This is a genomic window from Sphingomonas sp. CFBP 8765 (assembly GCF_014841445.1).
Lineage (GTDB): Bacteria > Pseudomonadota > Alphaproteobacteria > Sphingomonadales > Sphingomonadaceae > Sphingomonas > Sphingomonas aerolata.
Window position 1 is genome coordinate 550,937 of the sequence record NZ_JACYTY010000002.1, and the last position, 13,788, is coordinate 564,724.

Consider the following 13,788-nt stretch of genomic DNA (forward strand, 5'->3'; position numbering starts at 1 on the left):
AGGAAGGGGTGCTGTACCGTATGCCGCGGGGGGCGTCATCCACCGCGTTTCGGTTCTGGCGGGAAAGGTGGGGGGTGCCTGCCCTTCTTCGTCATCCCGGGCTCGACCCGGGACCCAGGGTGGCGGGCGTGTGCGCTGCTTGGCTCTGGGTCCTGACTTTCGTCAGGATGACGGATGGGGGTGGGGGCGTGCCCGCCCTTTGTCATCCCCGCGGAGGCGGGGATCCATCGTCTATGCGTTTGCCGATGAGACGCGGCGTTTGCCAGTCTGGATCCCCGCCTTCGCGGGGATGACGGAAGAGGGCGGGAGGGTTGCTCGGTGCTTTCGTCGGGTGGGGGAGTGGGTTAGGCTTGGGCAAAAGGAGAGGTTGCCCATGTCCGAGACGCCGGGGATTGCCGCACCGACGCTGGCCGAGCTGCAGCACTGGACCTGGGTGATGGGGCGGGCGCAGCAGATGATGATGGCGCAGGGGCTCGATGCGATCACCGCGCCGCTCGACGCGACGGTGCCGGAGGCGATGGTGGTGCCGGGGTTCAACGATCCGGCGACGCTTTCGCGGGTGCGCGATTTCTGGCGGGACGGCTTTGCGCTGTGGCAGCAGATGCTGGTGCCCGCGGGGGGCGGCGCGGCGCCGCAGCCCGAGCCCGGGCCCGCGACCGACAAGCGATTCAAGGCGGCGCAGTGGCGCGAGCCCGTGTTCGACCTAATCCGGCAGAGCTACCAGACGATCGGCGACCAGATGCTGCGCAGCGTCGACGCGGTCGAGGGGCTGGAGCCGCGGCAGAAGGAGCAGCTGCGCTTTGCGACGCGCGGCTTCGTCGACGCGATGAGCCCGACCAATTTCGCGCTGACCAATCCCGAGGTGATCGAGAAGACGATCGAGACGCGCGGCGCCAACCTGTTGCAGGGGCTGCAGAACATGATGGCGGACATCGGCCGCGGGCAGCTCAGCCACACCGCGCAGGGCAGTTTCGAGCTAGGCCGCAACCTGGCGATGACGCCGGGCAAGGTCGTGCTGCGCACGCCGCTCTACGAGCTGATCCACTATGCGCCGACCACCGAGCGGGTGCAGGCGACCCCGCTGGTGATCTTTCCGCCGTGGATCAACCGCTTCTACATCCTCGACCTGAACCCCGAGAAGAGCTTCATCCGCTGGGCGGTCGAGCAGGGCCTGAGCGTCTTCATGGTGTCGTGGAAGTCCGCGGATGCGAGCATGAAGGACGTGATCTGGGACGATTATGTCGCCGCGCAGATCGAGGCGATCGAGACGGTGCGGAGCCTGCTCGAGGTGCCCGCGGTGCATACGATCGGCTATTGCGTGGCGGGGACGACGCTGGCCGCGACGCTGGCGGTGCTGAGCGCGCGGGGGCAGGCGGACCGCGTCGCGAGCGCGACGTTCTTTACGGCGCAGGTCGATTTCGCGGATGCGGGCGAGCTCGCGCATTTCATCGACGACGAGCAGATCGCGCTGCTCGGCACGCTGTCGCCCGAGGGGTTTCTCGACGGGCGCTACATGGCGGCGACGTTCAACCTGCTGCGCGGGCGCGACCTGATCTGGAACTACGTCACCAACAACTATCTGCTCGGCAAGGACTATGTGCCGTTCGACCTGCTCCACTGGAATGGCGATACGACCAATCTGCCGGCGAAATGGCACAAGGCCTATCTGACCGACCTGTACCGCGACAATTTGCTGGTCGAGCCGGGGGCGATGGTGGTGGACGGCACGCCGGTCGACCTCAGTTGCGTGACGACGCCCGCCTATGTCCAGGCGGGGCGCGAGGATCATATCGCACCGGCGGCGAGCGTGTGGAAGCTGACGACCGCGCTGTCGGGGCCGGTCCGCTTCGTGCTGGCGGGGTCGGGGCATATCGCGGGCGTGGTCAACCCGCCCGCCGCGGGGAAATATCAATATTGGACGCTGGATCCGGCCAGCACCGAAACGCCGGCGAGCCTCGACGCGTTCGTCGCCGCGGCGGTCGAGACCAAGGGGAGCTGGTGGCCCGACTGGGTCGCGTGGCTGCGCGCGATGGGGGACGAAACGGTCGCGGCGACGGGGGCGCGGATCCCTGGCGAAGGGGCGCTGCCCGCGCTTGGCGAGTCGCCGGGAGACTATGTGCGGATGCGGTGAGCACAGGCCGCCTCGAGCGCCCGTTAACCAACACGTTGAATCGGGGAATATATTGCACTGCACAATGACGATTGTCGGGGCATTGCAACTGTGATATATTGCGACGCAACACGATAAGGCGGGGGCAGATGTGATGCGGGGGTCTGGTTCGAAGTCGGGCGATCGCGGGACGGTCAAATCCGTCGCGCCGGCGCGAGCCAAGCGAGTCGCCAAGCCCGTCGCGCTCCCCCCGGCCGAGATGGTCGCGGCGGTTGAGACGGCCCCGGTTGTCGAGACGACTCCGATCATCGAGCCTACTCCGGCAGCCGTGCAAGCCCTCGAAATCGCAGCTCCCGAAACCGCGCCCGTCGCGCCTCCCGAGCCTGTGCCCGAGATGGCTGTCGCCGCGGTCGAGGGGGCGGCGGGGATCGCTGCGGCGGACATCGCTGCGCAGCCCGTGAGCCTTGACGAGCCGCAGCCCGCCGCGTCCGACGACGCGCAGCCTGTGAGCACCGACGAGGTGCCGCCCGCCGTGACCGGCGTCGCGGTGCCGCTTGCAACACCCGTTTCGACACCAGCAGACATCGTCGTTCCCGTCGGAGCGGCGCGTACAGGAAAGGATGGCATGATGAATTTCGACACCGGCACGATCGAAAAGACCCAGGCAATGTTCGCCGACCTCTCGACCCGCGCGAAGGGCGCGATGGAGAAGAGCGCGGCCGCGTTCGAGGACGCCAATGCCTTCGCCAAGGGCAATATCGAGGCGATCGTCGAATCGTCGAAGATCGCCGCCAAGGGCGCCGAGACGCTGGGGCATGAGGTTTCGGCCTATGCCAAGGCGTCGTTCGAGGGCGCGACCGAGGCGATGAAGACGCTCGCCGCGGCCAAGTCGCCGACCGAGTTCATGAAGCTGCAGGGCGATTACATGCGCACCGCGTTCGACACGCTGATCGCGGACAGCGCGCGTTCGACCGAGATGATGATGAAGATGGCGGGCGAGATCACGCAGCCTTTGTCCAACCGGGTCGCGATCGCGACCGAGAAGATGAAGATCGCCAACTGAGCCGATGACCGGGGTCGGCGCTACGCGTCGTCTCCGGCCGGATGCGAGACGGGAGGGGCAGGCAGGGGATCCCTTGCCTGCCCCTTTTGCGTGGCGCTTGTGCCCAGCCCTTTTGCCGAGCCCTTTTGCCGGGCCTCATAGGTTGCCCTTTTAGCGGGCGGGGCTTGCTCTTCGACCATCAGGTGCCATATTTTCACGTCATGGCGCTGACACCGAAAATACTGGTTCCGATGACGATGACCGAGCGACGCTATACCCGTGTTGAAGACGGCATCCGTGCCGAAGACGGGAATTCCGACGGCACCGGGGATTCCGGCGGCAACGACCGGGGCAATGTCGGCATCGCGACCAAGACGCGGTCGCGCACCAAGCAGCCGACGCCGTACCGCGTGCTGATGCTCAACGACGATTATACGCCGATGGAATTCGTCGTGCTGTGCCTGCAGCGCTTCTTCCGCATGGACATGGAGGCGGCGACGCGGGTGATGCTGCACGTCCACCAGAAGGGCGTCGGCGTGTGCGGGACGTTCAGCTACGAGGTCGCCGAGACCAAGGTCAGCCAGGTGATGGATTTCGCGCAGCAGAACCAGCACCCGCTGCAGTGCACGCTCGAAAAGGCCTGATCGCGCGGCTTTGAGCGCGCGTCGGGCGCTGGGCCCCCCGCCGGGCCAGACCGGTCAGCGCGCGGGCGGAAGCCAGCGCAGGTCGAGACCGTCGAACCGGTTCACATAATTGGCGGCGCGCAGCAGCGCGGTCTCGTCGGTAAACGACACGCGGCCAGCACCGCGCGCGATCAGCCCGTCCTCCTCGAGCTGACGGAGCATGCGGTTGACATGGACCGCGGTCAGCCCGGTCGCGTCGCCGATCTCCTCCTGCGTGAGCGGCAGCGCGAAATCGGTGGTCGCGGCCTGTCCGGTCAGCCGGATGCGGTTGCGGATCTCGAGCAGCAGCGCGGCGACGCGGACCTTGGCGGAGGTCCGGCCGAGCGCGGCGAGCCGGTCGGTCAGCGCGACCTTTTCCATCTGGTTCATCACCATGATGACCGCGGCGAGCCGCGGATGTTCGGTCAGCAGCCCCGCCATCAGCGTCCGGTCGAACGGGCAGACGGTCAGGTCGGTCATCGCGACGATCGTCTCGGGCGAGTCGCGGTAGACCAGAGCCGAGACCGCGAGCATGTCGCCGGGAAACAGGAAGCGCAGGATCTGGCGGCTGCCGTCGTCGAGCAGGACATAGCTCATCGCCATGCCGCGCTGGAGGATGAAGAGCTCGGCCATCGGGTCGTGCTCGCGCAACAGGATCGTGCCGCGACGCAGGTCGCGCGGGCGCTCCTCGAGGCGCGTCAGTGCCGTCGTCTCGCTCTCGGTCAAGGTGATGTAATCGCCGAGACGTTCGGCGAAGCAGCTGTGCGGCACTGTGATCGGCTCCCCGTCGTTGCTCCACAGAGCAAACCCCCCGATTTTACGCATTAAAGTCGATCAATAGGGCCGGTATGAGCCGCATTTGGTTGACCGCCATGCGCGCCTGCGGACGCAGGCCCGCCACGCGGCCGGGCTTGCGCGGATCGTGCGGGGCGATAGACAGCCGGGGATGGACCGTATTCTCATCCGCGGCGGCAACCGCCTGACCGGGCGCCTGCCCATTTCCGGCGCGAAGAACGCCGCGCTCACGCTGATGCCCTGCGCATTGCTGACCGAGGAGCCGCTGACGCTGCGCAATTTGCCGCGGCTGGCCGACGTCGACGGGTTCGGGCATCTGCTCAACCAGCTGGGCGCGTCGACCGCGATCCAGGGGACGCGGCCCGAGGATTTCGGGCGGGTGATGACGATCCGCGCGGGCAACCTGACCTCGACCGAGGCGCCCTACGACATCGTGCGGAAAATGCGTGCGTCGATCCTCGTGCTCGGGCCGCTGCTCGGGCGCGGCGGCGAGGCGACGGTGTCGCTGCCCGGCGGCTGCGCGATCGGCAACCGGCCGATCGACCTGCACCTGCGCGCGCTCGAGGCGATCGGCGCCGAGCTGGAGATGGCGGCGGGCTATGTGAAGGCGACCGCGCCCGGCGGGCGGCTGACCGGTGGGCGCTACCGCTTCCCGATCGTGTCGGTCGGCGCGACCGAGAATGTCGTGATGGCGGCGGTGCTCGCGCGCGGGACCAGCGTGATCGAGAATGCGGCGCGCGAACCCGAGATCGTCGACCTGTGCCGCTGCCTCGTCGCGATGGGCGCGTCGATCGACGGGATCGGCACCGAGACGCTGACGATCGAGGGTCGCGACCGGCTGCACGGCGCGACCTATGCGGTGATGCCCGACCGGATCGAGGCGGGCAGCTATGCCTGCGCGGCGGCGATCACCGGCGGCGACCTCGAGCTGACCGGCGTGACCGCGTCGGACATGGGCGCGACGCTCGACGCGCTGGTCGAGGCGGGGGTGAGCGTGACCCCGACCAAGGACGGCATCCGCGTCGCGTCGGACGGGCATCTCCAGCCGCTGACGCTGTCGACCGCGCCCTATCCGGGCTTTGCGACCGACATGCAGGCGCAGTTCATGGCGATGCTGTGCAAGGCGGACGGCGCGAGCGTGCTGACCGAGACGATCTTCGAGAACCGCTACATGCACGTGCCCGAGCTGGCGCGGATGGGCGCGGACATCCAGGTGCGCGGCCGCACCGCGGTGGTGCGCGGCGTCGACAAGCTGGTCGGCGCGCCGGTGATGGCGACCGACCTGCGCGCGTCGATGAGCCTGATTTTGGCGGGGCTCGCGGCGGATGGCGAGACGTCGGTCGGGCGGGTGTATCATCTCGACCGGGGGTATGAGCGGCTCGAGGAGAAGCTCAGCGCGGTCGGTGCGGATATCGAGCGGGCCAGCGACGGGTGAGGCTCTTTCCGCCGTCATCCTGACGAAAGTCAGGATCCAGAGCCATTAAGCGCGGCGTCTGTAACTCTGGATCCTGACTTTCGTCAGGATGACGGGAAGGGGTGGCGGGTGCCGCGCGTCAGGCGATGCGGTCGGGGACTTCGGCGGCGTCGTGTTCGATCGTGGTGGCGGGGGCGACGGCTTCCCAGGGGAAGACGAACCAGTCCTTGGTGTCGCGGCGGTCGATCGTGCGCGCGGTGTAATCGATGCGTTCGGCGGAGCTGAGATTGTCGATCAAAGTCGCGAAGCGGATCGCGCCGGGGGTCGCACCCGCGGCGGCGAGCGCGGTGCGCAGATGGGTGATCGTGCGGCCCGAATCGTTGATGTCGTCGAGGAAGAGCAGGCGTTCGCCCGACTGGGTGCGCGCGGCGAGCTTGACGAGCGGCTGGTCGGCGAAATCCTCGACCTGGCTCGAATAGTCGACCGAGAGCGTCGGGAGGCCGATCGCGTGGCTGAGGAAGACCGCGGGGACGAGGCCGCCGCGGCCGATGCCGATGATGAAATCGGGGGTCCAGTCGGCGTCCGCGCGCAGCTGTGCGGCGAGGGTGTGGATCGCGGCGACGAAGTCGTCCTGCGGGATGGGGGTGAAGATCGGCATCCGTTGCGCTTTAACGGGTGGGGGGCGCTGGGGCCAGATCGGATCGGGTACGGGTTCGGCGGGGGCGGGTTTGCCGGGCTCTGGATCCTGACTTTCGTCAGGATGACGGGGGAAGGCGGGGCGCCCGGTCCGGGTGTTTCCCCGCGAAGGCGGGGACCCAGTCTGGGCTCCCGCCTTCGCGGGAGAACAAGGTTAGGCTCAGATCGCTTCGAGCGCCTGGGTGAAGTCGGCGATCAGGTCGTCGGCATCCTCGACGCCGATCGAGATGCGCACCAGATTGTCGGTGATGCCCAAAGCCTGTTTGCGGGCGTCGGGGACCGAGAGGTGCGTCATGCCGGCGGGGTGGCTGGCGAGCGTTTCAGTGCCGCCGAGCGAGACCGCGAGTTTGGCGATCTTGAGCGCGTCGAGAAAGGCGAAGCTCTCGCGCTCGCCGCCCTTGAGGTAGAGCGAGAAGGTCGAGCCGCCGCCGGTGCAGTGGCGGCGATAGATGTCGGCCTGACGCTCGGCGCCGGGTTCGTCGGCGAGGAAGCCGAGATAGCCGACGCGCTCGACCTTGGGGTGATGACGCAGATAGGCGCAGACCTTGGCGGCGTTCTCGCCCGCGCGGCTCATGCGGAGCTCGAGCGTCTCGAGACTGCGCAGCAGCATCCATGCGGTGTTGGGATCGGTGATCGTGCCGATCGTGTTGCGCATCGTCCGGATCGTGTTGATGTGCGCCTTGGTGCCGAGCACGCCGCCCGCGACGAGATCCGAATGGCCGCCGACATATTTGGTCAGCGAATAGACGACGATGTCCGCGCCGTGCTTGAGCGGCTGGAACCAGAGGGGCCCCAGGAAGGTGTTGTCGATCGCGATCGGCGGCTTCTCGTCACCAAAGATCGCGTCGCGGCTGGCGGCGACCGCCTCGACATCGACCAGCGCGTTGGTCGGGTTGGCGGGGCTTTCGAGATAGATGAGCGCGACATTGCCGGTCGCGGCCTCGGTCATCACTGCGTCGATCTCCTCGCGCGTGGCGCCGGCGGGGAAGTCGAGCCACTTGACCCCGAACTTGCCGAGCACGCGGCCGATCAGCGTCTCGGTCGCGGCGTAGAGCGGTCCCGAATGGACGATCGTGTCGCCGGGCTTGACCATCGCGAGGAAGAGCGTGGCGATCGCGGACATGCCGGACGAGAAGGCGAGCGCGTCCTCGGCCTCTTCCCAGACGCCGAGGCGATCCTCGAGGATCTCCTGGTTGGGGCCGTTGAAGCGCGAATAGACGAGGCCCTCGGCACCGCCCGGACGCTTGCCGGTGACGCCCTCGAAATGGCGCTTGCCCGCGGCGGCATTGGGGAAGACGAAGGTCGAGGTGAGGAAGATCGGGGGCTTGAGCGAGCCTTCCGACAGCGACGGGTCATAACCATGGCCCATCATCAGCGTCGAGGGTTTCAGCTTGCGGCCGCCGATCTTCTCGACCTCGGGCTTGGGGGCGACGCGCGCGGCGACGCCGGTCAGGTCGGCTTCGGTCTCGGCGGGCATGCCGGTGGGGGTCGGGGTATCGGACATTCTGGGCTCCTGCATGACCCGTCTGGTGCGGGCCGATGCGGCGAGCCTAGCGATGCGCAGCCGCTTTGGGGAGGCGTCAGAGGCCGATGATACTGATCTGGCGACCATAAGTGGGTTCGCCGCGATGGGTCGCGCGGCGATAGCTGAAGAAGGCGTCGTCTTCGGTGTAGGTGTCGCGGCCGAGCGCCTCGACCCGGCCGACCCCCGCGGCGGCGAGCCGGTTGACGACATAGGCCTCGAGATCGAACTGGTAATGGTCGGTGCGGGCATCCGCGAAGAAGCGTTCGTTTTCGGGATCGGCCTCGCAGAAGCGGCGGAGGAAGCCGGTGTCGACCTCGTAGCTGGCGCGCGCGATGCACGGGCCGACCGCGGCGACGATCCGGTCGCGGCGTGCGCCGATTGCCTCCATCGCGAGCAGGGTGGCGTCGGTGACGCCGCCGAGCGCGCCCTGCCAGCCGGCATGCGCGGCGCCGACGATCCCCGCCTCGCTGTCGGCAAAGAGGACGGGCGCGCAGTCCGCGGTGAGGATGCCGAGCGCGAGCCCGGGGCGGTCGGTGACGAGCGCGTCGGCGCGCGGGCGGAATGTGTCGTCGACGGGCGCGGTGATCGTCACCGCCTCGGCCGAGTGGATCTGGTATAGGCCGACGAGTTGTGCGCCGGGGAGGACGGCGTCGGTTGCGCGGCGGCGATTCTCGGCGATCGCGGCGGGGGAATCGTCGGAGCCGGTGCCGGTGTTGAGGCTGGCGTAAGGGCCGGTGGAGATGCCGCCGGTGCGGGTGAGGAAGCCGTGGGGGAAGGGGGTGAGCGATTTTGCGCGGATGGGGGTGGGGGCGGTGGTGTCAGTCATGCGCGTGTGTCCTGCTTAAGCTCTGGCACCACCCCGGCGGAGGCCGGGGTCCAGTTGGGGGACGGTCGTGACGGGGGGCGGTGTTTCATTACCGGGGACGTTCCAATTGGGCCCCGGCCTTCGCCGGGGTGGAGGTTGGGGGCGGGGCTGCACGGATTTCCTGGTTGAATTCCGGCACCACCCCGGCGGAGGCCGGGGTCCAGTTGGGGGACGGTAGTAACGGGGGGCGGCGTTTCATTAGCTGGGCCTTCCCAACTGGGCCCCGGCCTTCGCCGGGGTGGAGGTTGGGGCGGCGCGCCGCGTCACAGCACCAGGCGCATGATGCGGTCGTCGTCCGCCTTCTCGCCGACCATGAAGACGTAGCGGCCGATCTCGGTGAAGCCGTAGCGCTGGTAGAAGCGGTGGGCGCGGTGGTTGTCGACATAGACGCTGAGGATCATCTCGGTCCGGGCGTCGGCGCGCGCGGTGGCGAGCGCCCAGTCCATCAGCGCGGGGCCGACGCCGGCGCCGTGCTGGTCGGCGCGGACATAGAGCTGGTAGAGCTCGACCGCGGTGGCGGGCCAGTCGCCGGGGAAGGCGACCGGGCCGGTCTTGGCGAAGCCGACGATCGCACCCTCGTCGAGCGCGACATGGATGCGGAAGGCGGGGTCGCCGATCTGCGACGGCAGGCCCTGCGGCCCGAACGCCTGGTCGAGGAAGGCGGCGAGATCCTGCGGGCGGTAGAGCGTGCCGAACGTCTCGGTGAACGACGCGCGCGCCATCGCGGCGAGCGCGGGGCCGTCGGCGGGGACCGCGTCGCGATAGGTGATCATGCGAAGGCGGCCGGGTTGGGCCAGCCGGGCGACGTGATCGCGAGCGCTTTGAAGAGCGACCCCATGTCGTCCATCAGCCGGCGGCGGTCGGCGGCGAGCGCCTCGGCGCGGTCGGGCGAGGCCTTGGCGAGTGCGGACGTGCGCGTGTCGATGCCGAGCCCGCCGAGCAGGTCGCGCTGTGCGACGGGGCCCCAGGCGACCGCGCCATCGGCCTGCGCGGCGGCGGCGAGCGTGGTGAAATCGACATGCGCGGTCAGGTCGTGCTCGCCCGGTGCCTCGAACGGGTTGGCGAAGGCGTGCGCGCGGACCGCCTGGAGCGTGTCGCCGAGCGCGGGGCCTTCATAGCCGTAGTCGATCGCGAGCAGCGCGCCGCCCTGCGCGACGAGGCGTTTCGCGAGCGCGCGGACGATGCCGACCGCGGCGGGGGCGGTCTCAAGGATCGATCCGGCGGGCGCGTCGCGGAAGGGCTCGGGGATGACGGCGTCGGGAAGCGGCTTGCCCGCGATAGGGAGGAACAGCAGGTCCTGCGCGGCGACGAGGCGTTCGTGCCAGGCGTCCTCGCGTTTGAGCAACTGGCGGATCGGCAGCGCGTCGAAGAATTCGTTGGCGACGACGATCAGGGGGCGATCGGTCGGCAGCGTGTCGATGGCGTCGTGCCAGGTCGCGGCAGGGACGCGCTCGGCCTGCGCGGTGCGGAGCGCGGGGCTGGTCTCGACGAAATGAACGGGGGGCGTCAGGCCGGCCTTGGCCATGGCGCGGAGCGCGTCGGCGGCGAGCGTGCCGCGGCCGGGGCCGAGCTCGACCCAGGCGATGTCCGGGCGGCCGGCGCGGTCCCACAGGTCGGCGCACCACAGGCCGAGGAGCTCGCCGAACATCTGGCTGATTTCGGGCGCGGTGGTGAAGTCGCCGGTCGCGCCGAGCGGGTCGCGGGTCGCGTAATACTGCGCGTTGGCGGCGGCCATGTACTGCGCGACGGGGACGGGGCCGGCGAGCGTGATCGCGCGGGCGAGGCGTTCGGGGAGGGCGGTGTCGGGGGTGGTGTCAGTCATCGTAAAGCTCTCTACCTCCCCGGCGGAGGCCGGGGCCCAGTTGGGCGGTCGATGTAACGACGCGCACCGCCCGTCACGCGGGACGTTCCAACTGGGCCCCGGCCTCCGCCGGGGTGGGGGTGAGGGTGGTGTCCGTTACGCGACGCTCTGCGAGCCGGCGATGGATTCGACGCGGATGCGGCGGCGGGCGGCGGTGAGGATCAGGAAGAGGCCGCCGAGGATCATCGGGACGCAGAGCCACTGGCCCATGTGGAGCCCGGTCTTCTCGGCAAAGGCGCGCAGCTGCGAATCGGGTTCGCGGAAGAATTCGACGGTGAAGCGCGCGAGCCCGTAGCCGAGCACGAACAGCCCGACGAGCTTGCCCGGATCATAACGCGCCTTGGTCTTCCAGAAAGCGAACCAGAGCAGCGCGAACAGCGCGAGCCCCTCGAGCCCCGCCTCGTAAAGCTGGCTCGGATGGCGGGCGGGTTCGATCATGCCGAAGGGGACGGTGCGCGCGAAGACGATGCCCCAGGCGACGTCGGTCGGCTTGCCCCAGAGCTCGCCGTTGACGAAGTTGGCGAGCCGCCCGAAGAACAGCCCGAACGGCACGCAGCAGGCGATATAATCGTGGACGCGCAGCCAGTTGAGCTTGTGCTTGCGTGCGAACAGGATCAGCCCGAGCGACACGCCGATGACGCCGCCGTGGAACGACATGCCGCCGTCCCAGAGCCGGAGGATGCGCAACGGGCGCAGGATCATCTCGGGCGCGTAGAACAGCACATAGCCGAGCCGCCCGCCGAGGATGATGCCGAGCGTCGCGTAGAAGACGAGGTCGTCGGCATGACGCCGCGCCATCGGTGCGCCGGGCTGGGCGAGCAGTTTCAGCAGATACCACCAGCCGAGCAGGATCCCGCCGATATAGGCAAGGCTGTACCAGCGCAGCGTGAAGAAGCCGATCGAGAAGACGTCGGGGTGGAGCCCCAAATCCTCGAACCGGATATGTTGGCCCGTAGCGGGGCTAGGCAGGCCGCCGGCTACGGCGGCTAAGGTCGACAGGATCAATGGCTTTTCCCCACGCGTTCGCGCCTGCATAATGAGCGGTGACGATAAGACCAAGGCGATAAGACCGGGGTCGTCGTAGCAATGGGAGAGCGAGATGCGGACCGAGCTAGACGCGGCGATGGATTCGACGATGGCGGCGCTGACCGCGCCCGGGGGGATGCTCGGGCTCGGATCGATCGAGCGGTTCGGCGTGACGATGCCGACGATCGCCGTCGCGCCGCCCGCGCTCAACGCCTATTTCGCGCATTATGCCGGCGAGCACCGCGACCAGGTGTTCCTGGTCGCAGGCGACGAGCGGCTGACCTTCGCCGAGGTCGAGGACGCCGCCGAGCGCGTCGCCTGCGCGCTGGTGTCCGCGCACGGCATCCAGCGCGGCGACCGGATCGGCATCGCGATGCGCAATTCGCCGTCGTGGATCGTGCTGTACATGGGCATCATCATGGCCGGCGGGGTCGCGACTTTGCTGAACGGCTGGTGGCAGTCGGACGAGCTGGAGGCGGCGATCCGCGACGTCGACTGCAACATGGTGTTCGCCGATCCGCCGCGCGTGAAGCGGCTGGCGCAGATCGCCGGGCTGGCGACGCCGGTGATCGGGATCGACGATACGCTGCCGCTGCGAATCGCGCTCGACGTGCTGCTGAAGGAGGACCCGGTCGGCGTCGCGCTGCCGCCGCTGGGGCCCGACGACCATGCGACGATCCTGTTCACGAGCGGGTCGACCGGCCAGTCGAAGGGCGCGCTGTGCGATCACCGCGCGATCATCCAGGCGATCTTCAACTATCTGGGGCAGGCGATGATGATGCTCGGCATCGCCACCGCGCAGGGCAATCCGCCGGTCGGCCAGCCGGTCACGCTGCTGACGATCCCGCTGTTCCACATCACCGGCGAGGTGCCGGTGTTCCTGCAGAGCTTCGCGATGGGGCGCAAGCTGGTGCTGATGCCCAAATGGGATGCGCGCGAGGCGATGCGGCTGATCGAGGCGGAGGGCGTGACCTATTTCGTCGGCGTGCCGCTGATGAGCTTCGAGATCCTCAACCACCCCGATCGCGGCGACTATGACCTGTCGACGGTGACCGACTTCGCCGCAGGGGGCGCGCCGCGGCCGGTCGAGCATGTCCGGCGGCTGGGCGAGGAGATGGGCGGCAGCGCGCCGCTGATCGGTTACGGGCTGACCGAGACCAATGCGGTGGGGACGGGCAACTGGCGGAGCAATTATATTGCCAAGCCCAATTCGGCGGGGCGGGCGAGCGCGCCGCTGGTCGATCTGGCGATCCTCGACGATGACGGCCGCAAGCTAGACGTCGGCGTGCGCGGCGAGGTGGGCATCCGCAGCGTGTGCAACTTCAAGGAATATTGGAACCGGCCCGAGGCGACCGCGGCGGCGTTCACCGCGGACGGCTATTTCCGGACGGGGGATATCGGGTTTCTCGACGAGGACGGCTATCTGTTCATCGTCGACCGCAAGAAGGACATCATCATCCGCGGCGGCGAGAATATCTCGTGCCAGGAGGTCGAGGCGGCGCTGTACCAGAACCCCGCGGTGGCGGAGGCGGCGGTGTTCGGGCTGGCGGACGAGCGGTTCGGCGAGGTGCCGGGCGCGGTCGTGGTGCTGCAGGAGGGCGAGACGCTGACGCCGGACGATCTGTGCGCGTTCCTCCACCAGCATATCGCGGCGTTCAAGGTGCCGCAGCGGGTCTGGATCGCCGACGCGCCGCTGCCGCGGCTGGGGACGGAGAAGATCGACAAGGTGACGATCCGGGAGCGGTATCGGGGGATGGTTTGAGGGGGGTGCGGCTGGGATAGCTCGCTTCTT

The 13,788-nt window shown here is 68.6% G+C and carries 12 protein-coding genes; 5 read left to right on the plus strand and 7 right to left on the minus strand.

What is annotated here, in order from left to right:
- Window positions 1–373 precede the first annotated feature (373 nt).
- From IFT87_RS07170 to clpS, 3 genes are all read left to right on the plus strand, one after another.
- Entirely contained in the window at window positions 374–2,131 is a 1,758-nt protein-coding gene (locus IFT87_RS07170; RefSeq protein ID WP_192007955.1) for a PHA/PHB synthase family protein, read from the plus strand.
- Between the two features lie 133 nt (window positions 2,132–2,264).
- Window positions 2,265–3,173, plus strand: coding sequence for a phasin family protein (gene phaP, locus IFT87_RS07175; RefSeq protein WP_249403263.1), 909 nt, complete (start codon window positions 2,265–2,267; stop codon window positions 3,171–3,173).
- Between the two features lie 236 nt (window positions 3,174–3,409).
- Complete coding sequence (gene clpS / locus IFT87_RS07180; RefSeq protein WP_037530933.1) at window positions 3,410–3,796, plus strand: ATP-dependent Clp protease adapter ClpS; 387 nt, start codon at window positions 3,410–3,412, stop codon at window positions 3,794–3,796.
- Between the two features lie 54 nt (window positions 3,797–3,850).
- Here the strand turns inward: clpS and IFT87_RS07185 are convergent, their stop codons facing one another.
- Complete coding sequence (locus IFT87_RS07185; protein ID WP_081874263.1) at window positions 3,851–4,639, minus strand: Crp/Fnr family transcriptional regulator; 789 nt, start codon at window positions 4,637–4,639, stop codon at window positions 3,851–3,853.
- Between the two features lie 121 nt (window positions 4,640–4,760).
- Here IFT87_RS07185 and murA point away from each other — a divergent pair, with 121 nt between their 5' ends.
- Window positions 4,761–6,044, plus strand: coding sequence for a UDP-N-acetylglucosamine 1-carboxyvinyltransferase (gene murA, locus IFT87_RS07190; RefSeq protein ID WP_031440515.1), 1,284 nt, complete (start codon window positions 4,761–4,763; stop codon window positions 6,042–6,044).
- Between the two features lie 118 nt (window positions 6,045–6,162).
- Here murA and IFT87_RS07195 read toward each other — a convergent pair whose 3' ends face one another.
- The 6 genes from IFT87_RS07195 to lgt form a co-directional block, all read right to left on the minus strand.
- Complete coding sequence (locus IFT87_RS07195; RefSeq protein WP_031440516.1) at window positions 6,163–6,681, minus strand: phosphoribosyltransferase; 519 nt, start codon at window positions 6,679–6,681, stop codon at window positions 6,163–6,165.
- Between the two features lie 198 nt (window positions 6,682–6,879).
- Window positions 6,880–8,223: a cystathionine gamma-synthase family protein gene (locus IFT87_RS07200; RefSeq protein ID WP_373928262.1), complete on the minus strand. Its 1,344-nt coding sequence runs from the start codon at window positions 8,221–8,223 to the stop codon at window positions 6,880–6,882.
- Window positions 8,224–8,299: 76 nt separating this feature from the next.
- Window positions 8,300–9,070: a peptidoglycan editing factor PgeF gene (gene pgeF / locus IFT87_RS07205; RefSeq protein WP_192007958.1), complete on the minus strand. Its 771-nt coding sequence runs from the start codon at window positions 9,068–9,070 to the stop codon at window positions 8,300–8,302.
- A 302-nt stretch (window positions 9,071–9,372) separates the two neighbouring features.
- Complete coding sequence (locus tag IFT87_RS07210) at window positions 9,373–9,882, minus strand: GNAT family N-acetyltransferase (protein WP_192007959.1); 510 nt, start codon at window positions 9,880–9,882, stop codon at window positions 9,373–9,375.
- Window positions 9,879–10,931 (minus strand): class I SAM-dependent methyltransferase, encoded by a 1,053-nt coding sequence (locus IFT87_RS07215; protein WP_192007960.1) that lies wholly within the window; start codon window positions 10,929–10,931, stop codon window positions 9,879–9,881. Before IFT87_RS07215 ends, IFT87_RS07210 begins: the two co-directional genes overlap by 4 nt.
- 135 nt (window positions 10,932–11,066) lie before the next feature.
- A complete protein-coding gene (gene lgt, locus IFT87_RS07220) occupies window positions 11,067–11,975 on the minus strand; it encodes a prolipoprotein diacylglyceryl transferase (RefSeq protein ID WP_426290286.1) in 909 nt (302 codons plus the stop codon).
- A gap of 94 nt (window positions 11,976–12,069) precedes the next feature.
- Here lgt and IFT87_RS07225 point away from each other — a divergent pair, with 94 nt between their 5' ends.
- Entirely contained in the window at window positions 12,070–13,758 is a 1,689-nt protein-coding gene (locus IFT87_RS07225; RefSeq protein ID WP_192007962.1) for a class I adenylate-forming enzyme family protein, read from the plus strand.
- The last annotated feature ends 30 nt before the right edge of the window (window positions 13,759–13,788 follow it).